This window comes from Bacillus cereus group sp. MYBK79-1 (genome assembly GCF_051915365.1).
Lineage (GTDB): Bacteria > Bacillota > Bacilli > Bacillales > Bacillaceae_G > Bacillus_A.
Map to the genome: position 1 here is coordinate 1 of NZ_JBQAEO010000027.1, position 23,425 is coordinate 23,425.

Sequence of the window (23,425 nt, forward strand, 5' to 3'; positions counted from 1 at the left end):
GCTACTGGTGCCACTGGACCTCAAGGTGTTCAAGGTAACACAGGTGCTACTGGTGCCACTGGACCTCAAGGTGTTCAAGGTAACACAGGTGCTACTGGTTCTACCGGCGCTACTGGACCTCAGGGTGCTCAAGGTAATACTGGTGCTACTGGCGCGACCGGACCTCAAGGTGTTCAAGGTAACACGGGTGCTACTGGTTCTACCGGCGCTACCGGACCTCAGGGTGTTCAAGGTAACACGGGCGCTACTGGTTCTACCGGCGCTACCGGACCTCAGGGTGTTCAAGGTAACACGGGTGCTACTGGCGCGACTGGACCTCAGGGCGTTCAAGGTAACACGGGTGCGACTGGACCTCAAGGTGTTCAAGGTAACACGGGCGCGACTGGACCTCAAGGTGTTCAAGGGCCAACAGGCGCTACCGGTGCCACTGGTATAGGAGTTACTGGCCCTACCGGACCTTCTGGTGGACCTACTGGACCTACCGGGCCTACTGGACCTAGCTTCCCTGTAGCAACAATTGTTGTTACAAACAACATTCAGCAAACAATACTTCAATTTAACAACTTCATTTTTAATACTGCAATTAACGTAAACAACATTATCTTCAATGGCACAGATACAGTTACTGTTATCAACGGAGGTATTTACGTCATTAGCGTATCGATCTCTACAACTGCACCAGGATGTGCACCACTCGGCGTAGGAATTTCAATAAATGGAGCAGTCGCAACTGATAACTTCTCTTCAAATCTAATAGGCGACTCACTTTCATTCACTACGATCGAAACATTAACTGCTGGCGCAAACATTTCTGTCAAACCTACCCTTAGCGAAATCACAATTCCTGAAACAGGCAACACTAACATTCGACTTACTGTATTTAGAATCGCTTAAATTTTATTATGTATTGTTTATGGCAAATAAAAAAAGAGCGAGAAACTTCGCTCTTTTTTGTTATGTACAATAATTCATTACTACTCTAATTCAATTGAAACATTTTTTTGTGGTACAAATGTAGAAATTGCATGTTTATAAATAAGCTGTTGCTTACCTTCTGTTTCCAGTAGGACTGTAAAATTATCAAACCCTTTAATTAATCCACGAAGCTGGAAACCATTTAATAAGTACAGCGTAACAAACGTATTTTCTTTACGGAGTTGATTTAAAAACTGATCTTGGATATTGATTGATTGCTTCATGTCGAATCCTCCTCTTTTTCTCTACTTACTATTATTCGACTTTAGTTGTAGCTTTCCTTCTATGTATCGTAAAATTTCTGACGTTTTTTCACCGTCTGTAACATCAAACCATGTGACATCCATCTTATTACGGAACCAAGTTAATTGACGTTTTGCATACCGACGTGAATTTGTCTTTAATTGTGATACCGCTTCTTCTAAAGAGACACGATCTTCAAAATAATCATATATCTCTTTATACCCAATCGCTTGAATAGATTGACAATCTCTTATCCCTCTATTATACAATCCTTCTACTTCTTCTAATAGACCTTGTTCCATCATTATATCAACTCGTAAGTTAATGCGATCGTATAGCATTTCTCGATCCATTGTCAAGCCAATCAAGGAAACATCGTATAATAACTCATTTTCTTGTTTTTCAAGCTGATCACTCATTTTTTCACCCGTCGTGTGAAAAATTTCTAAAGCTCTAATGACACGGCGGACATTATTTGCATGAATACGCTCAGCGCTTTCTGGGTCTACTTCTTGTAATTTTTTATGTACATATTCCACACCATGTTCTACTGCTAACTTTTCCATCTGTTCTCGGTATGTAGTATCACCAGCATCATCCGTAAACTGATAATCGAATAAAACAGATTGTATATACAGACCCGTTCCACCAACGATAATTGGCAATTTACCACGTTCTGTAATTTCTCGAATATGCTTACGAACACGCTCTTGAAATTCTGCAACAGAAAATGATTCTTCCGGATTTTTTATATCGACCATATAATGTGGAATTCCGTCCATCTCTTCTTTTGTTACCTTTGCAGTTCCAATATCCATCGTACGATAAATCTGCATGGAATCTCCACTTATTATTTCACCATTCAATGCTTTGGCAAGATCAATACTTAACTTCGTCTTTCCAACAGCAGTTGGTCCAATGATGACAGCAACTTTTTCACGTTGCACTTCTCCCATATCATTCAACTCTCTTTATGTGATGTACTCCATCTATTGATTATATCCAATCTTACCAATTTTAACGTCATGATTGCAAGTTCTTTCATTCCGGTACATGAAATTATAAACAAAAAAAGAACATAGTTTGTCCAATTCCGCATATACATGAGTAAAAATATGTTTGAGAGGATGAGTTGACTATGGAACAATCTCTCATCAATTTTTCATCATTAACAAAAGACCTCATTTTAGCTACTGCTACAAAAGAACAAAATTGTTCAAAAGAAGAATTATACTTCGCCTTAAATTGTTTGCTACGTTCTTTTCATTCTACTCTCCAAGAAACTACATTACATCCAGAAAATCAAAATACAGAGTATATACAAAATCAGTTCTGCAGTGCATATAAAATTATTACAGGTAAAACGATTTATCCTTTTCAATAATTCATAAAAGGCGGTCGCTTACACACTTTCAAGCAACCGCCTTTTATATTAATACATATACACTACTCTATAACTTTCACTTTTACAGATTTGCGCCCCCAGCTATTAGCACTACCGTCTGAACCTACTAGAACATCAATACGATTTCCTTTAATCGCACCACCAGTATCTCCAGCAATCGCTTCTCCGTATCCTTCCACCCATACTTTTGACCCAAGTGGAATTACTTTAGGATCAACAGCAATTACTTTCATATTTGGATTCGCTGTTAAATCATGCCCCATTGCAGTTAATACACGACCACCATACGTACCATTCTCACTTGGATGCGCTGTATACGCTGTCGCTTCTACTGTTATTTCACGTCCACCAGCAGGTGCACTTGTTTGAGTAGATTTCGCAACTTGTTTCGTAGTTGACTGCTGTTTTACCACAGGTTTATTTGATTCTACATTCTTAACAGATTCTTTGTTCTTAACCACTTTATTATTCTTAACCGGCGTATTTACTCTTACTGGCGCTTCTTCTTGCGTTACAACTTCTTTCTTTTCAATTACAGGTGCCGTTCCTGTTAAAAATGGCATGTGAACATATCCTGTTTTTCCATTGTAGTCAAATTGCAACCATTCATTTTGAACTTGATTTGTCGTTTCAATTACATCATCTTTATTTAGTTTACCAAGAATTTCAGAATCAGTATTCGCTCCAGCACGAACATTTAACACGCCCGCGGTTACATAATATGTACTTTCTGTAAATTCAGCACTTACAAACGCTTCTTTACCATTTAATTTAATTTTTGTCCATCCGTTTTCTGTATTTATAACATCTAATTTATTTCCACTTAACATTTTACCTACAAGCTTTGACTCTACAGTTGGGTTTTCTCTAACATTTAATACGTCTGTTGTTACAATCGTTTCTGCTTTCGCAGAACCTGCAAAAATCCCAAGACCAAAAACTGCTGCCGTTGCTATACCTAATAATTTTTTCATGAATAGCCTCCATTTGCTTTGTTTTCGTATTTTCATTATAGCAACAGATTTTTAGGATTTTTAGAAATCACACAATTACAAACCATTCGTAATAGGCGATTAATGAGTTGTAACATAAATTTCCATATTAACGAATCCCATTTCCAATAGAATCCTCAATAGTTTTCATATATTTTCCACATACAAACACCAGAATTTTTTTCCAGAAAAAATTACAGTATTACTGTTTTGTTACAAAAAAATCATATTTCATTACATCTTTTACCAAAATTCATCATTCTCCAATTATTAACCCCTTTTTTGTAATAAAAGGGAGCAGCTAATAAAAGCTACTCCCTTTACATGCATTATTTAACTTTCTTTTTCCAGATCCCCATCATAAGAGCAGAAACAACTGTGCCTATGAATATCGAGAAAATATATAACACCGGTTTATTTACTAATGCGATAACAAACAATCCACCATGCGGTGCTGGTAATGTAATTTGGAATAACATAGATAATGCACCCGCAATACTTGAACCAACAACACAACTTACTATTACTCGAACCGGATCTGCAGCTGCAAATGGAATCGCACCTTCTGTAATAAACGATGCCCCCATAATATAATTTGTTAAACCAGATTTACGTTCTGCTTCAGTAAATTTTGATTTAAAGAAAGTAGTTGCGAATGCAATCGCTAATGGCGGTACCATACCACCAGCCATAACCGCTGAGTGAACCCCAAAGTTCTGCGCTTCTATTGCAGCAATACCAAATGTAAATGCAGCTTTATTAATTGGACCACCCATATCAATTGCCATCATGCCACCTAAAATAAGACCTAATAATATAGCATTTGTACCGTTCAAACCATTTAACCATCCTGTTAACATTTCATTCAATGCTACTACAGGCGGAATTACTACTTTTTGCATAACAACTCCTGTAATCAACACTCCAAAGACCGGATATAACAATACAGGTTTAATTCCTTCTAACTGTGCTGGTAATCCTGAAAACAATCTTTTCAATCCTAAAACAACATATCCAGCTAAGAAACCAGCAATTAATCCACCTAAAAATCCAGCATTCGCATGTGCCGCTAAAAATCCGCCGACAACACCAGGCATAAATCCTGGACGATCAGCAATAGAACTCGCAATAAATCCAGCTAAAATTGGTACGAGGAATAAAAATGCCCCTGTTTTTCCTCCTCCAATAGACATTAACAACTCAGCTAAAGGTCCTTCTGCCTTAATACCACCAATCCAAAACGCTAGCGCTATTAAAATCCCGCCACCAACAACGAATGGAAGCATATTACTTACGCCGTTCATTAAATGCTTATAAATCCCTAATCCTTTTTCTTTCTCTGTACTTTCTGTCTTCCCATCTTCTTTTACACCTTTAAAGATTGGTGCATCTTGTTTTACAGCTCGATTAAGAAGCGTTTCCGTTTTTCTAATCCCATCAGCGACTGGCACTTGAATAACATGTTTTCCAGCAAAACGGTTCATTTCTACTTGTTTATCTGCCGCAACGATAATAGCTGTCGCTCGTTCAATGTCCTCTTTCGTTAAACCGTTTTTTATACCTGTTGATCCATTCGTTTCAACTTTAATCGCTATCCCTAGCTCTGCTGCTTTCGCTTTCAAGCTATCCGCAGCCATATACGTGTGAGCGATTCCAGTTGGACAAGCCGTAACTGCTAATACGTACGGTTCATTTCCTTCTGGTTTTGCAACTTCAATCTCATCCTCTTCTTTTTCATTCTCTTTTTCATCAAATAAACGAAGAAGCTCCTCTTCATCCTTTGCTTCTAATAATTGCTTACGAAACCCTTCATCCATTAATAATGTAGAAAGACGAGACAACGTTTCTAAATGAGCATTATTCGCCCCTTCGCTTGCAGCAATCATAAAGAATAAATGCGCTGGTTGTCCGTCAAGCGACTCATAGTTGATACCGCTTACACTTCTACCAAAACAAATCGCTGGTTGCTTAACAGCTTTTGTTTTCGCATGAGGTATCGCAATCCCTTCCCCAATTCCAGTTGTACTTTGTGACTCCCGCTTTAAAATAGCTTCTTTAAATTCCGCTTTACTATTTAAACGATTTGCGCCGTCTAATTTCTCAACTAATTCATCTATGACAGCTTCTTTATTTGAAGCTGTCAAATTCATAATAACTGTATCCCTTTTTAATAGTTCTGTAATTTTCATATGTTGCTTCCCCCTATCGCTTAGCTACAATTACTTGCGACAATAATTCTTCTACTTTTTCCTTTTCACATAAATCAGCTGAAAATGCTGTTGCACTCCCTGTTGCAACGCCATATTGAAATGCCTTTTCAATATCTTTTGTCTGTTCATATTTACCTACAAATCCTGCAACGAGAGAATCTCCGGCTCCAACCGAATTAATTACAATACCTTTTGGAACAGTCGCTTCATATATACCTTCTGCCGTAAATAATAAAGCCCCATCTCCAGCCATTGATACAATAACATGCTCTACACCTTGTTCAACTAATTTTCTTCCATACGGTAAAATATCTTCTACTGTTGAAATCTCTACTCCGAATAAATCACCAAGTTCATGATGATTAGGCTTTATTAAAAATGGTTTATTTTTAATTACATGCTGCAGCGCACTTCCACTTGCATCGACTACTACGCGAATACCTTTCTCAGCTCCAAGTGCTGCGATGGATTCATAAAAAGTAGTTGAGATAGACGCCGGTACACTTCCAGCTAGTACAACACAATCTCCCTGCCTCATACTTTCAATTTGTTTCATTAATTGTTCATATTGTTCATTTGTCACACTAGGTCCTTGCCCATTTAATTCTGTTTCTTCTCGCCCTTTTATTTTCACATTAATTCGGGACTCACCATCTACTTGGACGAAATTTGTTGTTACACCTTCCGTCTGTAATACATCTTTAATAAATTGACCAGTAAATCCACCAGTAAATCCAAGCGCTATATTTTCAACACCTAAACGATGGAGAACGCGAGAAACATTAATCCCTTTTCCACCAGGAAACTTCATATCTTTCTCTGCTCGATTTACTGCGCCTAAATCAAAAGAATTCACTTGTACTACATAATCAATAGATGGATTTAAAGTAACTGTATAGATCATTGTTTATCAGCCTCAATTACATTGGTTTGTCTTTTATATTTTTCTAAATCAATTTCTAAATGGTTTGTAATAATATTTGCCTCTTCAACATTGGCAATTTTCGCAAATGCAACTTCCGAAAACTTACTTTCATCAATTAAGAAATATCCTTCGTTCGCTAATGTTAGTGCCATTTGTTTTAAAAGTGCCTCTTCTGGATCTGGAGTTGTAAAACCAAGCTGTTCGTGCACACCATTCGCGCCTAAAAAACATTTATCAAAACGATACTTTTGCATACTTTCCTGTGCCATAGCACCAATTAAAGCTTTCGTCCTACTCTTCATCATCCCGCCTAGTAAATATGCACGAATATTATTTTCAACTAAAGCTTCAATATGCATAAGTCCATTCGTAACGACAGTAACATCTTTATTTATTAAAAATGGAATCATTTCAAATGTCGTACTTCCTGCATCTAAATAAATACAATCACCTTGTTCAACAATGCTAGCGGCATACTTCGCAATTTGTTGTTTTATTTGAATGTTTTTGGATGATTTTTCAACCATCGTCGGCTCCTGGCCTTTTCCCGTTAAAACAGCTGCACCACCGTGAACTCTTTTTAGTAACCTTTGTTTTTCCAATTGCGCTAAATCACGACGAATTGTTGATTCAGAGCTTTCTGTACTTTCCACTAATTGTTGTAATTTAACAACCTTCTGCTCTTTTACAAGTTGCAATATCATTTGATGTCGTTCAGGAGTTAACATTTCATTCACCTCTTCTTTGATTACAGTATAATGAAAACGATCACAAAAATCAACCAAAAACATTCACAAATAACCAAAAACAATCACAAACAGTTATAAACAGCAAAAAAGAAACCCATTTGATATAACAATCAAATGGGTTTCTTTACTCGATTCACTTATAAAGAAGCTTTATATATGCTTAAAACATCGTCTTTATTTAATTTTTTAAAGTTACCAAATTCACCATAAGCCATCGCTTTATCCGCCATTAAATCAATTTCATTTTCTCCAATAGCGTAATCAGCTAACGTTACCGGCGCCTCAATTGAAGTCCAAAATTGACGTAACGCCTCAATTCCTTCTAACGCAATTTCTCGATCAGTCTTCCCATCTGTTTCTACATCGAATACGCGAATAGCAAACTGTTTAAAACGACTTACATTTTCATCTACAACATGCTTCATCCAGTTCGGGAATAAAATTGCTAAACCGCCTCCGTGTGGTATATCATGAACCGCAGAAACCGCGTGCTCAATATTGTGAGTTGCCCAGTCTCCTTTTACTCCCATCGCTAAAATACCGTTTAACGCCATAGTACCGCAATATAAAATGGTTTCTCTATGCTCATAATTTTCTAAATCACTTAAAAGCTTAGGAGCTGTTTCAATTACTGTTTTTAAAACAGATTCACAATAACGATCTTGTAGTTCTGTATTTGTTCCATGGTGGAAATATTGCTCTAATACATGCGACATAACATCTACCATACCGTAAATTGTTTGATCCCTCGGTACAGACGCAGTATGAACTGGATCTAAAATTGAAAACTGAGGGAAAGTAACCGGGCTACCCCATCCATATTTTTCATTCGTTTCCCAGTTTGTAATAACAGAACCAGCATTCATTTCAGATCCTGTTGCCGCAAGCGTAAGTACCGTACCAAATGGTAATGCCTCACTAGCAAATGCTTTTTTCGTTACAATATCCCACACATCTCCATCATACTTACTACCAGCAGCAATCGCCTTCGTACAGTCAATTACACTTCCTCCACCAACTGCTAAAATAAATTCAACACTATTCTCTTTACAAATTTGAATCCCTTTCTTTACAGTTGATACACGCGGATTTGGTTCAACACCTGTCAATTCAAATATTTCTGCATTTATATCTTTTAAAATAGAAATTACATTATCATAAATACCGTTTCTTTTAATACTGCCTCCCCCGTATACGAGAAGAACCTTTTTACCGAACTGTGGAATTTCAGTTTTTAACTGTTCTAATTGACCTTTACCGAAAATAAGTTTCGTTGGATTACGAAATACAAAATTTTGCATATCCCTTTACCATCCCTTCTATATGAAAAGCAACTATACTTTTGTATACCATATTTTTTTCATTTCACAAAAATATTTGCCTAACAAAAAAATCCCAGCCTACAGGCTGAGATTTTTTATTGATAATAAGGTGAGATCATTAAGTAAACTATAACACCAGATAAACTTACATATAACCAAATTGGCATCGTCCAACGTACAATTTTACGATGACGTGTTAATTGATTTGTAAAACCAAATACAAGTGCAAACAATGCAAGCGGCACAATAATTGCTGCCAGGATAATATGTGTAATTAAAATAATGAAGTACACATATTTAATGAATCCTTCTCCGCCAAAATGTGTTGCTGGCGCCAAGTAATGATACGATAAATAAGAAACACAAAATAGCAACGTCGTTGTAAATGCGGCTAGGATGAAACTACGGTGCATTTTCACATTCTTCTTAATAATAGAATATAAAGCTGCTAATAAGAATACGAATGTAAAGCTATTAAAAATTGCATTTAACATTGGTAAAATTGTTACATCAAAATGTACTTCTCCTTCATAGCCAACAGGTCCAAAGAACAAAAATAAAATAATCGCATTTACAATTACAGAAAGCGTTATCACAATAGGAGCATAGCTTTTCTGATTAGTTGATTGATCCACCAAAATGGTCACTCCTCTTCCTTCAAATATGTATACGTAACCTCACTATTTTAACATATTATTCACAGTGTAAATGTGACAATAGTTTGACACAGTAAGACAGAGTAAAGAAAAAAATCCTTCTTAATAAAACTTCTTAAGAAGGATTTTATCGCTTTATTATTTAAATAGCAATGTAATTAGTTTTTGTTAAAAAACGTATTGCTATATGCTTGATAAATTTCAGACACTTGATATCCCATTAAAGAAATTGCTGTTAATGAAAAGAAACCAATCATAAGAAATCGAAACCACATATAAATCTCCTCCTTGTATTTAGCCTATAAAGCAGACGCTATATTACAAGTTGAGTGGTACTCTTCATCGTCACTTTCCTTTTTCTTTACAATTGCTGTTATAAATCGAATCATAAAGAAAATCACAAAAGGAAATTGTTCGTAATTTACCTTGGCATAGTTCAGCAACGGCTCGCGTTGCACATCGAACGGAGATGAGAAGGAATAGAACATACCTTGCTCTTCCATATACACAATTACAATTTTCATACAAAACATTATTCCTAGAAACGAAACAATATCTTGCCATTCTGTCGTATATAACAAGTTATACAGCTCTAATACGTACTCTTCCATCGTCATCCCCCCTTCCTTTTTTACCATTTTGCTCGCCTTCATATAAAAAGTCAAGAAAAAAGTTTATATTCACTATGACAATAGTAATTACTTGTTTCTATGATTATATATGATTCTTTTATAGCAATGATTGGGTGTAACTCTATTCTAAAACAAGAAATTAGAATCGAACAGATTCCTCATTTTTACTTTTAGGAGTCAACACTGTACTATTTTTATTTCTATTGAAAATAAAATAAGAAATTATTATAAGAACAGTAACAAGCATCGTTAATAGTGCCTGTGAACGTAAAGATTCAATTGCGAGCATTGCAACTAAAACTGCTATAATCGCAGCAATTGTAACATATGTTACATATGGAAAAAGCCACATTTTCACTTTCAAATTTTGTTGTTCTACTTTCCCCATTTTTTTACGTATCTTGAAATGTGAAACTGCTATAACGAGATAAACGAGTAACGCAATCCCGCCAGATGCATTCACTAAAAATAAAAATACTTTATCTGGAGATATGTAACTAAAAACAACTCCAATGTAAGCAAAGAAAGTTCCAAATAAAACCGCCCGAACCGGAACACCACTACTATTCAATTTTAAAAATGCCTTTGGTGCATCTCCTCTTTCTGCCATTGAAAAAAGCATTCTTGAGTTCGTATATAAACCCGAATTTAAACAAGAAAGTACAGCTGTTAAAACGATAAAATTCATAATTTGCGCTGCCGCTGGTATCCCTATATGTTCCAATACCGCCACAAACGGGCTTTTTAGTATGTTCGCCGAATTCCACGGAAGAAGTGTAACAACTACAGCGATCGATCCAATGAAAAATACGAGAATACGCCAAATTACACTATTTGTTGCTGTTTTTACTGCTTTTACAGGTTCGGCAGACTCTCCAGCGGCCACTGCAACAATCTCAGATCCCATAAATGAAAATATAACGACGGTGATTCCAAGTAGCACCGAACTTATACCATTGGGCATAAATCCTCCTTGCCCTACTAAATTCGAAGTGCCAGGTGCTTCCGTTCCTGGTACAAATCCTAAAATAACAGCTAGTCCAAGACAAAGGAACAAAACAATACTTATTACTTTAATAAATGAAAACCAATATTCAAATTCTCCAAATGATTTCACCGAGAAAACATTCGTCAACGTTAATAAAATCGTTAATATTAAGCTTAATAACCAGAGTGGGATTTCTGGAATCCAGTATTGAATAATACCAGCACCTGCTGTAGCTTCTATTGCAATAACAATTACCCAGAAAAACCAATATAGCCACCCAATTGTATACCCCGCCCATGGACCAATTGCTTCTCTTGCATATGTTGCAAATGAACCACTTGTCGGATTAATAGCTGCCATTTCTCCTAGCATTCTCATAACGAAAATAACTAGAAGTCCTGCTAATGCATATGAAACGATAGAACCTGGACCTGCTGAATGCACAACCGCACCACTTCCAACAAACAAACCAGCTCCTATTACCCCGCCAATTGAGATCATTGTAATGTGGCGTATTTTGAGGTCTTTCTTAAGATTTTTATCCAACTCTTGTACATCCCCTTCCAAACTTAATTTTGAAATTTACCCCGCATTAACGGGCAGTAAGAGTATTATGCGAAAAATCTTTTCTTATACTTTAAAATATATCAAAATATTCTGAATTCAACAATCGTAATTCGACCTCCTTCAGAAATTATTTCATTAGGTTTAATAATTTCCCCTATACAATTGTTGAGAAAATTATAGTCACCTTACAAAAGAGTGAATTTTCAGATATCATTAAATAAACAAGATTATACATCTAGACAACTTTTTGTATAGGAGTGTTGATATGTTAAACAAGTTTAAATTCATTTGTTGTGCTTTAGTAATTTTCTTACTGCTACCACTGGCCCCCTTTCAAGCACAAGCAGCAAACAATTTAGGATCAAAACTACTCGTTGGATACTGGCATAACTTCGATAACGGTACTGGCATTATTAAATTAAAAGACGTTTCACCAAAATGGGATGTAATCAACGTATCTTTCGGTGAAACTGGTGGCGATCGTTCCACTGTTGAATTTTCTCCTGTGTATGGTACAGATGCAGAATTCAAATCAGATATTGCTTACTTAAAAAGTAAAGGAAAAAAAATAGTTCTTTCAATAGGTGGACAAAATGGCGTCGTTTTACTTCCTGATAATACCGCTAAGCAACGTTTTATTAATTCCATACAATCTCTAATCGATAAATACGGTTTTGATGGAATAGATATTGACCTTGAATCAGGCATTTACTTAAACGGAAATGACACTAATTTCAAAAACCCAACGACTCCTCAAATCGTAAATCTTATTTCAGCTATTCGGACAATCTCAGATCATTATGGTCCAAATTTTCTATTAAGCATGGCTCCTGAAACAGCTTATGTTCAAGGTGGTTATAGTGCATACGGAAGCATCTGGGGTGCATATTTACCAATTATTTACGGAGTGAAAGACAAACTAACATACATTCACGTTCAACATTACAACGCTGGTAGCGGGATTGGAATGGACGGTAATAACTACAATCAAGGTACTGCAGATTACGAGGTCGCTATGGCAGATATGCTCTTGCATGGTTTTCCTGTAGGTGGTAATGCAAATAATATTTTCCCAGCTCTTCGTTCGGATCAAGTCATGATTGGAATTCCTGCAGCACCAGCGGCCGCTCCAAGTGGCGGATATATTTCGCCAACTGAAATGAAAAAAGCTTTAGATTATATCATTAAAGGAATTCCTTTTGGAGGAAAGTATAAGCTTTCAAATCAGAGTGGCTACCCTGCATTCCGCGGCCTAATGTCTTGGTCTATTAATTGGGATGCAAAAAACAACTTTGAATTCTCTAATAACTATAGAACATATTTTGATGCGATTCCCTTGCAAAAATAATAAAAACCAACAATAGGTTATATGACCTATTGTTGGTTTTTATTTATATAAATTACTTTTTCACTTCTACATGATGAAAAGATTCTTTTCCATCTCTTACATAACTATTTACAATACTTAAAAGTAATTTACCACCAATTAACATCGCTCGTTCATCAAAATCAAATTGAGGATGATGATGTGGATATGTTGCTCCTATTTCTTCATTACCCGCACCTGTGAAGAAAAATGCTCCTGGAACACGCTCTAAGTAGTATGCAAAATCTTCTCCACCCATAATAGGAGGCACCTCCATCACCCTTTCTTTGCCAAGATCGTGTTCCGCAACCGTCATAAAATGACGCGTTTCCTCTACATAATTTATTAATATTGGATAACCTCGTTTATATTGAATAGTAACTTTAGCATGAAGAGACTGACAAATCCCCTCAACAACTCGGCTAAATTCCTTCTCCATATATTCTCTCACTTCAGGATCTAACGTTCGAATGGTCCCTGTAAACGTAGCAGTATCCGCAATAATATTATCCGCCTGACCAGCATGGAATGTACCAACTGTTAATACCGCAGATTGAAGCGGATCTATTTTCCGACTCACTAAAAGTTGTAACTGATTAATTACTTGTGTTGCAACGATAATAGCATCAACAGTATGATGCGGCATACCACCGTGACCGCCTCGCCCTTGAATCTTCACTTCAAATGTATCAGCTGCCGCCATCATTGCTCCAGCTTTCGCTCCAACCATTCCTATAGGCATTTGAGAAGATAGATGTGTTCCAAACACAACATCTACACCTTCTAAACAACCATCCTCAATCATAGCAATTGCTCCGCCAGGGTCTTTCTCTTCTGCATGTTGATGAATAAGAACTATTTTGCCAGAAAGCTGGTTTCTATGGTCACTTAATATTTTGGCAACGCCTAAAAGTGTTGCTGTATGTCCATCATGGCCACAAGCGTGCATTACGCCGGGAACCTTTGATTTATATGAAACTTGCTTTTCATCTTGAATAGGTAGTGCATCAAAATCAGCACGTAGCGCTATCGTCTTCCCAGGTTTTCCACCTTCAATTACGCCGATTATCCCTCTTCCGCCAACATCTGTTGTCACATTAATATGAAAGCTTTTTAAGATTTCAGCTATTTTTTTCGGTGTTTCTATTTCTTGAAACGATAGCTCTGGGTATTGATGAAAATCTCTTCGCCACAAAACCATTTGGTTATATAAACTTTCCAATTCTTTATGCCATGTTTCTATCATAGAAATGCCCCTTTCTTTGTTTAACACTTTAATTAAAAGTTACATAATATTCTGTGTTTAATCAATAAAAAAGAGCACTTTCTTTGAAAGCCCTTCTACTACTCTAAGATAGTCTAGTTACTATTTTGCTTCAATACAAATACTGAAAGTTCAGGTACACTCCAAAATCTAACAGGCATTCGGGTTGTCCCAATACCACGATTTACGTATAAATGTAACGGCTTATTCTTCCCTTCTAATTCATACATACCTTCCACATAGCTCTCAGCTAGTTTTGTAGTAATTAATGGACCTATAAAAGGAATTTGAACTTGTCCTCCGTGACTATGGCCTGACATTTGAAAATCAACTGGGTAACGAGCTACTTTATCTACAACATCCGGCTCATGTACTAATAGCATATTGAAATCTTGTTGCCTTACATGTTTTAAAGTCGCATCTATTTGTGGCTTCCCTAATAAAAAATCATCCAAACCTGATATTGTAATATACTTACCGTTTTCCACTTTAATTTTTTGCACTTCATTTACTAACACAGAGAAACCAGCTTCCTCCATATACTTTTTATAAAATAAACTACCTCCACCGCCCCTATCATGATTCCCAAACACTGCATATTTCCCTAATGGCGCATGTATTTTCTGTAAAATACTTTTCGCTTCTTCTCTTTCCGCCTTATACGATCCAAACTTATCTATTAAATCCCCTGTAAAAACTACTACATCTGGATGTAACGTATTCATCTTCTCCACCAAATTTTCTAGTTGTTTCAGTGTAAATTCTGGCCCTAAATGCACATCTGAGAATTGCAATATCTTTTTATTATTAAACTCTTTAGGAATTGTAGATGCTTCTATTTCATTCCACGTAACTGTTACTAGTTTTCGTTCTATTTCTGTCGCATAGAAATACAAACTTACTGAAATCATTACTATACTTATAAAACTGATTATAAATATTTTTATGATTGATTTTTTTTGTTCTTTTTTTACATGATGCGTATTCATGTTCTCACCTCTAGAAGTACTTTACAGCCTTATTGTTACATTAATGTGACAACATGAACAATGTTAGTTATATCCAATTCTCCCCTCATTCACTTTGACAAACTTATGCAGAAGTCATAACATATTTTTATAATACATAGATTTTTAAAAATGTTCCTTCTATTCATTCTATCATTTTATTGAGGAGAGATTATTCATGTCTGTATTTACACCAGAAGAAATTACGGAACTTGCTGCGAATTCCGGAAGAAAAAAAGCTCATCTATCATTACTCCCTATGCTAATTCTCGGTTTTTTTGGTGGTGCTTTCATAGCATTAGGGTATTTACTCGATATCCATGTTATCGGAACAATGCCAAAATCTTGGGGATCATTTACTAGTTTTCTAGGCGCTGCTGTATTCCCTATCGGTCTTATACTCGTTATTCTTGCAGGCGGTGAGTTAGTAACTGGCAATATGATGACAGTTTCTATGGCTTGGCTTCAAAAGAAAATTACTTTATTTCATTTCATACGAAATTTAATTATTGTTACGTTTAGCAACTTCATAGGTGCTGTATTCGTAGCTTATTTTTTCGGTCATATCGTCGGATTAACAGAGGGCGCTTTTTTAGCGAAAACAGTTTCTATTGCGCAAGCTAAACTACAAAATACACCACTACAAGCCTTCATTTCTGCAATCGGATGTAATTGGCTCGTTTGTTTAGCTGTTTGGCTCAGTATGGGAAGTAAAGAATTTATCGGAAAGATTATCGGCATCTGGTTCCCAGTTATGACTTTTGTTGCGATTGGATTTCAACACGTTGTAGCCAATATGTTTGTTATCCCAGCTGCAATTTTTGCCGAGCAGTTAACTTGGATTGAATATTTTCCAAACTTCATTTTTGTTTTCTTCGGAAACTTAGTAGGCGGTATGTTATTTGTAGCGTTACCTTATTTCATATCTTATAATAAGAAACTACCTTCCAATAAAGAGCACACCGAGTTAAAGAAAAAATCTGTATCCGCTTAAATGAACCTTCTATACAGTGTATCTAAAAAAATATTACAAATTTCATTTTTTTTACGAATATATGTGCGTACACTTGTTCTCGAATGTTTTATACGTTATAATAACAACTTAAATAGCATTATTTACATATGAGGTGAAAAACATGAACAAAACAGAATTAATCAAAAACGTAGCACAAAATGCTGAGATTTCTCAAAAAGAAGCTACTGTAGTTTTACAAACTGTAGTAGAATCAATCACTAACACTTTAGCTGCTGGTGAAAAAGTACAACTTATCGGATTCGGTACATTCGAAGTTCGCGAAAGAGCTGCTCGTACAGGCCGTAACCCACAAACTGGTGAAGAAATGCAAATCGCAGCTTCTAAAGTACCTGCTTTCAAAGCTGGTAAAGAACTAAAAGAAGCTGTAAAATAATGAAAAAATAGCCTTCTCATTTATGAGAGGGCTATTTTTTCATTACATAATTAATAAAAATTTGACCATTATGCTGTTTCTTTTGTTCCTTTATGCAAATAAAACCGTTACTTTCAAAGAAAGTTTTTGCTGTAATACTCGCCTCTGTATATATCTCCCTATGCCCTAAGCTTACTGCTTCTTTTTCTAACTTCTGTAGTATGTAGGAAGCTATCCCTTTTCCTTGATAATCTTTATGTGTAAATAAGCGATCTATGTAATGCTCATCATTATAATCACCAAACCCCACTATCATACCGTTATAATCCGCTACATAACTAATATTCTTCTCTAAAGACTGTAACCAGTTTTCTCTCTCTAGTCGATCTGGTGCCCATGCCTGTAGCTGTAACACGTTATAATCTTTTGCATTAATTGTATGAACTGTTTCATAGAACAACTGTAATACTTGTTCTAAATCCTCTTTATAGAATGTTCTAACAATCGTATCTTTTAACATATATGAACCTCCTTACTAAACTATCATTTAACTTTTCTACCATCTAGTATTCAATATTTCTGCTTTATTATATCTTTTTTCTTTCTATATAAACAAAAAACAATACTTATTTCAAAGTATTGTTTTTTGTTTAAAAGCATATGCAATTCTCTATAGATTTTTATTTTTTTAATTTCACTCTTTGCAGTCGTAATGCATTTAATACAACGGATACAGAACTAAATGCCATCGCGGCTCCAGCAACCCAAGGTGCTAAGAAACCGAATGCTGCAATTGGGATTCCTAAGCCGTTATAAGCTAGTGCCCAGAATAAATTTTGCTTAATGTTTCTTATCGTCATCTTGCTCATAAAGATTGCATCAGCAATACTATTTAAATCACCACGGATTAACGTAATATCTGCCGCTTCCATCGCTACATCCGTTCCTGTTCCAATTGCCATACCGATATCCGCCGTAGCAAGTGCTGGAGCATCATTTATTCCATCTCCAACCATCGCTACTTTCTTACCTTGCGCTTGCAGTTTTTTCACTTCTTCTGCTTTTCCTTCTGGTAATACTTCTGCAATTACGTGATCAATACCAACTTGCTTAGCGATTGCCTGAGCAGTTTGTGTATTATCTCCTGTAATCATAACAACGTCTAGACCCATTTTCTTAAGTCTTGCGATAGCTGCTTTTGAAGTATCTTTTACAGTATCTGCAACGGCCACTATACCAGCATATTCTTTATTAATCGCAATAAGCATTGCTGTTTTTCCTTCTCGTTCTAGCTCTTCCATCGATTTAGAAACTTCTTCAATACCAATATTGAATTTCTTCATTAATCGACGTGTACCAATTAATAATTGTTTCCCTTCTACAACTGATTCGATACCGAATCCCGGAATCGCTTCAAACGTTTCTGAACTTGAGATATCAATTTTCTTTTCTTTAATTCCTTCTACAATTGCTTCTGCAAGTGGGTGTTCTGAATTTTTTTCTGCCGCACCTACTAAACGTAGTATTTCTTCTTCACGGAATCCATCTGCTACAATTACATCTGTTAACACAGGCTTCCCGTTTGTCACAGTACCTGTTTTATCTAAAATAACTGTATCTAATCGGTGTGTTGCTTCTAAATGCTCTCCACCTTTAAATAAAATGCCATACTCAGCCGATCTTCCTGATCCAGCCATAATAGATGTAGGCGTTGCAAGGCCTAATGCACATGGACAAGCGATAACAAGTACAGCGATCATTTTCTCAAGTGCTCCGCCAAAATCACCAGGTGTAACAAATAGCATCCACACTGCAAATGTGATAATAGCAATCACAACTACAATCGGTACGAAAATACCTGAAATTTGATCTGCTACCCTTTGAATAGGAGCTTTTGAACCTTGGGCCTCTTCTACTACTTTAATAATTTGAGCTAATGCAGTATCTCTTCCTACCTTAGTCGCTTTAACTTTTAAAAACCCATTTTTATTTATTGTAGAACCGATTACTAGATCCCCAATTGTTTTATCAACTGGAATACTTTCACCTGTTAACATCGATTCATCTATTGCTGACTTTCCTTCTACAATTTCCCCATCTACCGGAATTTTCTCGCCAGGTTTTACATAAACGATATCACCAGCTACCACTTCTTCGATTAAAATTTTTATTTCTGTTCCATCTCGTACAACAGTAGCGGTTTTCGCCTGTAATCCCATTAATTTTTTAATTGCTTCTGACGAGCGTCCCTTTGCTTTCGCCTCAAATAATTTACCTAAAATAATTAATGTAATAAGCACTGCACTCGTTTCAAAATACAAGTCTGTCATATGTTCCGAAGAACCAATCGACCTAATACTTAAATACACACTGTAAAAATACGCTGCAGACGTTCCAAGTGCCACGAGAACATCCATATTGGCGCTTTTATTTCGTAACGCTTTATAAGCCCCAACATAAAACTGCCCACCAATGATAAACTGAACTGGAGTTGCAAGAGCTAGCTGCACCCAAGGGTTCATAAGCATATCAGGTAAATAAATAAATGATGTAAATGAGAAATGACTTACCATTGCCCAAAGTAACGGGAATGATAAAATAAACGAAATGATAAATTTCTTCTTTTGTCGCTCAATTTCTTGTAAGCGATGATCAGTTGATCCATCTTGCTCATCTGATTTCACTTCTAATTTATATCCTAATTTCGTAATTGCACTCTTCATTTCATTTACATTAATTTCATCAGGATTAAAATCTACTGTAGCTGATTCCAAAGCGAAATTTACTGTCGCTCCGTTCACACCTTCTAACTTATTTAAACGTTTTTCTATTTTATTCGCACATGCTGCGCATGTCATCCCTGAAACGGTAAATTCAGCTTTATCACTTACAATTCCATATCCTAACGATTCAACTTTTTCCTTAAATTGTTGCGGATTTGTTTTTTGGGGATCATACATTATTTTTGTTTTTTCAAGTGCAAAATTTACATTTGCATCATGAACACCTTCTACTTTTTTTAGACCTTTTTCAATTCTATTTGCACATGCCGCACATGTCATTCCTGATATTTGAAGATTGGCCTCTTTCTGTTCATTCATGTCTCTCACCTCTATATACCCTCATAAGGTATAATTATTAACAAAATAAATCGTACTTCCTACAAAGTACGATTTATTTCCATATCTAAAAATAATTATTGAACATCGTACCCTTGATCTTCAATTACAGCAACGATATCTTTTAACGTTACAACTGATGAGTCGATAGTAACTTCAACAGTACCTTCTGCTAATTGAACTTTCACTTGCTCAACACCGTTTAGTTCTTTCACACTGCTTTCAATAGAATTTACACAATGTCCACAAGACATACCTTCAACTTGTAATGTTAACTGTTCCATTTAAAATCCTCCTCTTGTTTCTTCATTGTTTGTTAATCACAATTACATCTTACCATACCCCCCTAAGGTAATCAATGGTTTTGTATCGTGATTTTTCAATTATTTTCTAAAAGTTTATTTTACATACACTTTTTCACACCAATACCCCGAAATCCTATATAAAGGTAAACAAAAAAACAAGCCAGTGACATACTAGCTTGTTTTTACGCTTTCGAAAAACGTTCAAATACTGTCATTAATTCTTCAATTGCTTCGTCACCATTGCCATCTTTAATAGCACCTGAAACACAATGACTTGTATGGTTTTTTAATACACCCATTCCTACTTTTTTCATCGCTGCATTAATCGCTGAAATTTGCACTAAAATATCCACGCAATAACGATCATTTTCAATCATATTTTGAATACCGCGGACTTGCCCTTCAATTCTCTTTAATCTATTTATAATTTGTTCTTTTTCTTTTTCTGATCTATGTGTTACTGCTTCATGCTCTTTATGATCCATATTATCACCTTCTTAAAGTTTCTCTTCATCCAATAAAACAATTGCTTTTACGAGTATACCAATTATAGCATTAAATATCTACGTATGATACCCCATATGAGTATATTTAAGCTCTATGCTTATTCTTAACAACTTATTAGCTTCTCAGTCTCAATTACCATGATACCCTTTCCTTTTTTCAAAAAAGAATAATAAACGTAGATTATCTATCCCCACTTATTATTCATCCATAAATATAAAAGCCTCAATTTATACACGTATAAATTGAGACTTTTTTCTTCCTATATATAATTATTGCTGATCACATACTTTTGTATCATTCACTACAGAAGTTCCTTCAACGGTTACCGTATGAAAACAGTCATTTACACGAACTGTCACAACATTATCTTGCCGATCAATAACGTGATATTCATTAAAATTTTTATTTAGAGCACTGCGAATTTGTTCTCCTTCATAAATTGGAATGCCATGTGATAAAACCCAGATAAGCCCAGCGATAGCAAGAATAGTTTTCATACGATCTACCTCCTTGAGAATATAGTGAACTTTTAATCCATGCTTTTTCAGCTCTGCGAATCATGAATGGAATGAATCAAGCCTTTTTGGAAATAAGTTCATTTCGTCTATTTTATGTTTATGCTAATTGTGACTGAATTGTGACAACTTTTTGTCTCTTTAGACGAAAAGTTGAAACAAAACGTTCAAAAAGGACAATTCTACTTGCACAAACGAAAGGCTATGGAGAATTTCCCCATAGCCTTTCGTTTGCATTTGACTAGACAATCATTTCATTATGTTTAATATTAAGTGTTTCAATTTGAATTGTAGCATGTTCAATATGGAATTCTTGTTTTAACATATCAATAATATTTTGAAGTACTTCTTGATCATCTTGCTTTTTATCAATCATTACATGGACACTTAATGCATCTAATCCAGATGTAATCGTCCAAATATGAAGATCATGTAAATCACGTACACCTTCTACTCCTTTAATCGCTTGCTTCACTTTCTCTAGTTCAATTGCAACCGGTGTACCCTCCATAAGTATATGAATAGAATGTTTTGTTACTCCCCATGCGCTCTTTAAAATTAATAAAGCTACAACTACTGAAATAATTGGATCTGCAATATACCATGAAAATAATGACATAAGTGCACCAGCTACTAATGCTCCCACTGACCCTAAAGCATCTCCAAGAACATGTAAATACGCGCTACGTAAATTCACATTATTTTTCACGTCACCTTGTCTCATAAGTGCCCATGCACTAATTAAATTTGCTAGTAAACCAATTGATGCGATTAACATCATTGGACCACTTGCTACAGTTGGTGGTTCAAAAAAACGACCAATTACTTCCCATACGATAAGCCCTGCTACAACAAATAATGTAATACCATTAATTAGTGCCGCTAAAATTTCAAAACGATAATATCCATACGTTTTTGTAGAAGTAACTGTTCTAGCTGCTAATCCAATAGCAATTAAACTTAATAATAATGAACTTGTATCACTTAACATATGTCCTGAATCTGATAATAAAGCTAAACTATTTGTAACTAGTCCTCCAAAAAATTCAAAGAACATAATAGTTGCTGTAATTACTAAAGCTGTAATTAACCCTTTTCTATTTCCTTTCCTACTTTCCTCAAAATGATGATGTCCATGGGAATGCCCGTGAGCATGCCCATGATGTTGGTGACCGTGATGATGTCCCATATAAATGCCTCCTTTTAATTTTGTTTTGTCTTTCATAATTCCTCTATTAAATTTTTACTTTCTTTATAAATGGCTCTTTTCTTACCTGAATTGAACTTGTTGGACAGCCATCACTAGCCGCCAACATGGCTTGCAAGAAAGTTTTTGGGATCCCCATTATTCCTTGATTATTATCTAATACACCAAAAGATTTTCTTCTTCCATCTAATTGGTATATATCAGGTGCTATAGAAGCACATAATCCGCATGACTCACAACTCTTTTTATTTACAACTGTATAATGTAACACGATAAATCATCTCCGTTATTAACATACAATACATAGGTAGGGTATAATAAACCGTTTATTTTACACCAAACTTTCTTCTAAAGTTTCTATTTTCCTATTGAAATAATAATGGCATATTGGTTTTAAATCGTTATCCAATTCATAAACCAATGGTGTTCCTGTTGGAATGGTTACATTTTCTATATCTTCATCTGAAATTTGATCTAAATGTTTTACTAAAGCACGTATTGTATTTCCATGTGCTGCAATAATTACTTGTTTACCGGCTTTTACATTAGGAGCTATCTCTTCATTCCAATATGAAACCACTCGTTTCTCTGTATCTTCTAGATCTTCTGTAAGCGGAAATTCATACTCTTTTACATCTCTATATTTCGGATGTGATGCTTCATATCTTTCATCATCTTTTGTAAGTGCCGGTGGGCGTACATTTGTTGAACGTCTCCATAAAGTTACTTGTTCATCGCCATATTCTCTCGCTGTTTCTTCCTTATTTAATCCTTGAAGCGCACCGTAATGTCGCTCATTTAATTTCCATGTTTTATGAACAGGTATCCACATCAAATCCATTTCTTCGAGAGTAATCCATAACGTACGCATCGCTCTTCTCAAAACAGATGTATATGCGATATCAAATGAGAAACCATTAGCTTTCAGCATTACTCCGGCTTCTCTTGCTTCTTCCAAACCTTTACTAGATAAATCAACATCCGTCCAACCTGTAAACCGATTTTCAACATTCCATTCACTTTGTCCGTGTCGTATTAAAACAAGCTTACTCATACTTATTATCTCCTCTCCTTTTAAAGTTG

General features: G+C 35.6%; 25 protein-coding genes. 5 read left to right on the top strand and 20 right to left on the bottom strand.

All coding sequences use genetic code 11. The features are described 5' to 3' along the window. Window positions 1-894 (top strand): Gly-Xaa-Xaa repeat protein (locus ACTFOB_RS25175; RefSeq protein ID WP_440029840.1); only part of this gene is annotated, 894 nt, incomplete at its 5' end. Window positions 895-974: 80 nt separating this feature from the next. On the opposite strand, the gene hfq is transcribed toward ACTFOB_RS25175, so the two are convergent. Beyond that, window positions 975-1,199 carry an RNA chaperone Hfq gene (gene hfq / locus ACTFOB_RS25180; RefSeq protein ID WP_000813896.1) on the bottom strand — a complete coding sequence of 75 codons (225 nt, stop codon included), beginning with the start codon at window positions 1,197-1,199 and terminating at the stop codon, window positions 975-977. A 21-nt stretch (window positions 1,200-1,220) separates the two neighbouring features. Then, window positions 1,221-2,174, bottom strand: a complete 954-nt coding sequence (gene miaA / locus ACTFOB_RS25185) for a tRNA (adenosine(37)-N6)-dimethylallyltransferase MiaA (protein ID WP_440029838.1) — start codon at window positions 2,172-2,174, stop codon at window positions 1,221-1,223. A 182-nt stretch (window positions 2,175-2,356) separates the two neighbouring features. On the opposite strand from miaA, the gene ACTFOB_RS25190 reads away from it, so the two are divergent. Then, window positions 2,357-2,602, top strand: coding sequence for a hypothetical protein (locus ACTFOB_RS25190; protein ID WP_440029836.1), 246 nt, complete (start codon window positions 2,357-2,359; stop codon window positions 2,600-2,602). A gap of 62 nt (window positions 2,603-2,664) precedes the next feature. Here ACTFOB_RS25190 and entD read toward each other — a convergent pair whose 3' ends face one another. From entD to gabP, 8 genes are all read right to left on the bottom strand, one after another. Next, window positions 2,665-3,597: a cell wall-binding protein EntD gene (entD, locus tag ACTFOB_RS25195; protein WP_440029834.1), complete on the bottom strand. Its 933-nt coding sequence runs from the start codon at window positions 3,595-3,597 to the stop codon at window positions 2,665-2,667. A gap of 347 nt (window positions 3,598-3,944) precedes the next feature. Next, window positions 3,945-5,804, bottom strand: a complete 1,860-nt coding sequence (locus tag ACTFOB_RS25200; protein ID WP_440029832.1) for a PTS fructose transporter subunit IIABC — start codon at window positions 5,802-5,804, stop codon at window positions 3,945-3,947. 13 nt (window positions 5,805-5,817) lie between these two features. Beyond that, entirely contained in the window at window positions 5,818-6,729 is a 912-nt protein-coding gene (gene pfkB / locus ACTFOB_RS25205) for a 1-phosphofructokinase (protein ID WP_440029830.1), read from the bottom strand. Next, window positions 6,726-7,478, bottom strand: a complete 753-nt coding sequence (locus tag ACTFOB_RS25210) for a DeoR/GlpR family DNA-binding transcription regulator (RefSeq protein WP_071757753.1) — start codon at window positions 7,476-7,478, stop codon at window positions 6,726-6,728. The genes pfkB and ACTFOB_RS25210 overlap by 4 nt, the downstream gene beginning before the upstream one ends. A gap of 158 nt (window positions 7,479-7,636) precedes the next feature. Continuing rightward, window positions 7,637-8,800 carry an iron-containing alcohol dehydrogenase gene (locus ACTFOB_RS25215; protein ID WP_440029828.1) on the bottom strand — a complete coding sequence of 388 codons (1,164 nt, stop codon included), beginning with the start codon at window positions 8,798-8,800 and terminating at the stop codon, window positions 7,637-7,639. Window positions 8,801-8,916: 116 nt separating this feature from the next. Further along, complete coding sequence (locus ACTFOB_RS25220; RefSeq protein WP_440029826.1) at window positions 8,917-9,459, bottom strand: DUF420 domain-containing protein; 543 nt, start codon at window positions 9,457-9,459, stop codon at window positions 8,917-8,919. A gap of 317 nt (window positions 9,460-9,776) precedes the next feature. Then, on the bottom strand, window positions 9,777-10,115 hold the full coding sequence (locus ACTFOB_RS25225; RefSeq protein WP_440029824.1) for a hypothetical protein: 339 nt from the start codon (window positions 10,113-10,115) through the stop codon (window positions 9,777-9,779). A 133-nt stretch (window positions 10,116-10,248) separates the two neighbouring features. After that, on the bottom strand, window positions 10,249-11,643 hold the full coding sequence (gene gabP, locus ACTFOB_RS25230; RefSeq protein ID WP_440029822.1) for a GABA permease: 1,395 nt from the start codon (window positions 11,641-11,643) through the stop codon (window positions 10,249-10,251). A gap of 286 nt (window positions 11,644-11,929) precedes the next feature. Here gabP and ACTFOB_RS25235 point away from each other — a divergent pair, with 286 nt between their 5' ends. Beyond that, window positions 11,930-13,012: a chitinase gene (locus ACTFOB_RS25235; RefSeq protein ID WP_440029820.1), complete on the top strand. Its 1,083-nt coding sequence runs from the start codon at window positions 11,930-11,932 to the stop codon at window positions 13,010-13,012. A gap of 52 nt (window positions 13,013-13,064) precedes the next feature. On the opposite strand, the gene ACTFOB_RS25240 is transcribed toward ACTFOB_RS25235, so the two are convergent. Both ACTFOB_RS25240 and ACTFOB_RS25245 read right to left on the bottom strand, forming a co-directional pair. Beyond that, entirely contained in the window at window positions 13,065-14,276 is a 1,212-nt protein-coding gene (locus tag ACTFOB_RS25240; protein ID WP_440029817.1) for an amidohydrolase, read from the bottom strand. A gap of 113 nt (window positions 14,277-14,389) precedes the next feature. Beyond that, a complete protein-coding gene (locus tag ACTFOB_RS25245; RefSeq protein ID WP_440029815.1) occupies window positions 14,390-15,283 on the bottom strand; it encodes a metallophosphoesterase in 894 nt (297 codons plus the stop codon). Between the two features lie 196 nt (window positions 15,284-15,479). On the opposite strand from ACTFOB_RS25245, the gene ACTFOB_RS25250 reads away from it, so the two are divergent. Next, window positions 15,480-16,295, top strand: a complete 816-nt coding sequence (locus ACTFOB_RS25250; protein ID WP_440029813.1) for a formate/nitrite transporter family protein — start codon at window positions 15,480-15,482, stop codon at window positions 16,293-16,295. 142 nt (window positions 16,296-16,437) lie between these two features. Beyond that, the gene (locus ACTFOB_RS25255; protein WP_001043902.1) at window positions 16,438-16,710 is read left to right on the top strand and encodes an HU family DNA-binding protein; all 273 of its coding nucleotides are present in this window, start codon (window positions 16,438-16,440) and stop codon (window positions 16,708-16,710) included. Between the two features lie 31 nt (window positions 16,711-16,741). Here ACTFOB_RS25255 and ACTFOB_RS25260 read toward each other — a convergent pair whose 3' ends face one another. From ACTFOB_RS25260 to gpmA, 8 genes are all read right to left on the bottom strand, one after another. After that, window positions 16,742-17,209, bottom strand: coding sequence for a GNAT family N-acetyltransferase (locus ACTFOB_RS25260; RefSeq protein ID WP_440029810.1), 468 nt, complete (start codon window positions 17,207-17,209; stop codon window positions 16,742-16,744). Between the two features lie 160 nt (window positions 17,210-17,369). Continuing rightward, on the bottom strand, window positions 17,370-19,790 hold the full coding sequence (locus ACTFOB_RS25265; protein WP_440029807.1) for a heavy metal translocating P-type ATPase: 2,421 nt from the start codon (window positions 19,788-19,790) through the stop codon (window positions 17,370-17,372). Between the two features lie 95 nt (window positions 19,791-19,885). Continuing rightward, window positions 19,886-20,092: a copper chaperone CopZ gene (gene copZ / locus ACTFOB_RS25270; RefSeq protein WP_000436980.1), complete on the bottom strand. Its 207-nt coding sequence runs from the start codon at window positions 20,090-20,092 to the stop codon at window positions 19,886-19,888. Window positions 20,093-20,295: 203 nt separating this feature from the next. Beyond that, a complete protein-coding gene (locus ACTFOB_RS25275) occupies window positions 20,296-20,598 on the bottom strand; it encodes a metal-sensing transcriptional repressor (RefSeq protein ID WP_000349636.1) in 303 nt (100 codons plus the stop codon). A gap of 291 nt (window positions 20,599-20,889) precedes the next feature. Next, entirely contained in the window at window positions 20,890-21,117 is a 228-nt protein-coding gene (locus ACTFOB_RS25280; protein ID WP_000849106.1) for a hypothetical protein, read from the bottom strand. A gap of 259 nt (window positions 21,118-21,376) precedes the next feature. Beyond that, window positions 21,377-22,324, bottom strand: coding sequence for a cation diffusion facilitator family transporter (locus ACTFOB_RS25285; protein ID WP_440029804.1), 948 nt, complete (start codon window positions 22,322-22,324; stop codon window positions 21,377-21,379). Between the two features lie 46 nt (window positions 22,325-22,370). After that, window positions 22,371-22,613, bottom strand: a complete 243-nt coding sequence (locus ACTFOB_RS25290; protein WP_440029802.1) for a ferredoxin — start codon at window positions 22,611-22,613, stop codon at window positions 22,371-22,373. A 60-nt stretch (window positions 22,614-22,673) separates the two neighbouring features. Further along, a complete protein-coding gene (gene gpmA / locus ACTFOB_RS25295) occupies window positions 22,674-23,396 on the bottom strand; it encodes a 2,3-diphosphoglycerate-dependent phosphoglycerate mutase (protein ID WP_440029799.1) in 723 nt (240 codons plus the stop codon). Between the last annotated feature and the right edge of the window lie 29 nt (window positions 23,397-23,425).

Excerpts from the sequence above, each read along its gene's own strand:
- entD (WP_440029834.1), bottom strand. The coding sequence starts at position 3,597 with ATGAAAAAATTATTAGGTATAGCAACGGCAGCAGTTTTTGGTCTTGGG.
- ACTFOB_RS25240 (WP_440029817.1), bottom strand. The coding sequence starts at position 14,276 with ATGATAGAAACATGGCATAAAGAATTGGAAAGTTTATATAACCAAATG.
- ACTFOB_RS25285 (WP_440029804.1), bottom strand. The coding sequence starts at position 22,324 with ATGGGACATCATCACGGTCACCAACATCATGGGCATGCTCACGGGCAT.
- ACTFOB_RS25225 (WP_440029824.1), bottom strand. The coding sequence starts at position 10,115 with ATGGTAAAAAAGGAAGGGGGGATGACGATGGAAGAGTACGTATTAGAG.
- ACTFOB_RS25250 (WP_440029813.1), top strand. The coding sequence starts at position 15,480 with ATGTCTGTATTTACACCAGAAGAAATTACGGAACTTGCTGCGAATTCC.
- ACTFOB_RS25245 (WP_440029815.1), bottom strand. The coding sequence starts at position 15,283 with ATGAATACGCATCATGTAAAAAAAGAACAAAAAAAATCAATCATAAAA.
- copZ (WP_000436980.1), bottom strand. The coding sequence starts at position 20,092 with ATGGAACAGTTAACATTACAAGTTGAAGGTATGTCTTGTGGACATTGT.
- pfkB (WP_440029830.1), bottom strand. The coding sequence starts at position 6,729 with ATGATCTATACAGTTACTTTAAATCCATCTATTGATTATGTAGTACAA.
- ACTFOB_RS25215 (WP_440029828.1), bottom strand. The coding sequence starts at position 8,800 with ATGCAAAATTTTGTATTTCGTAATCCAACGAAACTTATTTTCGGTAAA.
- ACTFOB_RS25190 (WP_440029836.1), top strand. The coding sequence starts at position 2,357 with ATGGAACAATCTCTCATCAATTTTTCATCATTAACAAAAGACCTCATT.
- ACTFOB_RS25280 (WP_000849106.1), bottom strand. The coding sequence starts at position 21,117 with ATGAAAACTATTCTTGCTATCGCTGGGCTTATCTGGGTTTTATCACAT.
- ACTFOB_RS25210 (WP_071757753.1), bottom strand. The coding sequence starts at position 7,478 with ATGTTAACTCCTGAACGACATCAAATGATATTGCAACTTGTAAAAGAG.
- ACTFOB_RS25255 (WP_001043902.1), top strand. The coding sequence starts at position 16,438 with ATGAACAAAACAGAATTAATCAAAAACGTAGCACAAAATGCTGAGATT.
- ACTFOB_RS25265 (WP_440029807.1), bottom strand. The coding sequence starts at position 19,790 with ATGAATGAACAGAAAGAGGCCAATCTTCAAATATCAGGAATGACATGT.
- ACTFOB_RS25200 (WP_440029832.1), bottom strand. The coding sequence starts at position 5,804 with ATGAAAATTACAGAACTATTAAAAAGGGATACAGTTATTATGAATTTG.
- ACTFOB_RS25260 (WP_440029810.1), bottom strand. The coding sequence starts at position 17,209 with ATGTTAAAAGATACGATTGTTAGAACATTCTATAAAGAGGATTTAGAA.
- gpmA (WP_440029799.1), bottom strand. The coding sequence starts at position 23,396 with ATGAGTAAGCTTGTTTTAATACGACACGGACAAAGTGAATGGAATGTT.
- miaA (WP_440029838.1), bottom strand. The coding sequence starts at position 2,174 with ATGGGAGAAGTGCAACGTGAAAAAGTTGCTGTCATCATTGGACCAACT.
- ACTFOB_RS25275 (WP_000349636.1), bottom strand. The coding sequence starts at position 20,598 with ATGGATCATAAAGAGCATGAAGCAGTAACACATAGATCAGAAAAAGAA.
- hfq (WP_000813896.1), bottom strand. The coding sequence starts at position 1,199 with ATGAAGCAATCAATCAATATCCAAGATCAGTTTTTAAATCAACTCCGT.
- ACTFOB_RS25235 (WP_440029820.1), top strand. The coding sequence starts at position 11,930 with ATGTTAAACAAGTTTAAATTCATTTGTTGTGCTTTAGTAATTTTCTTA.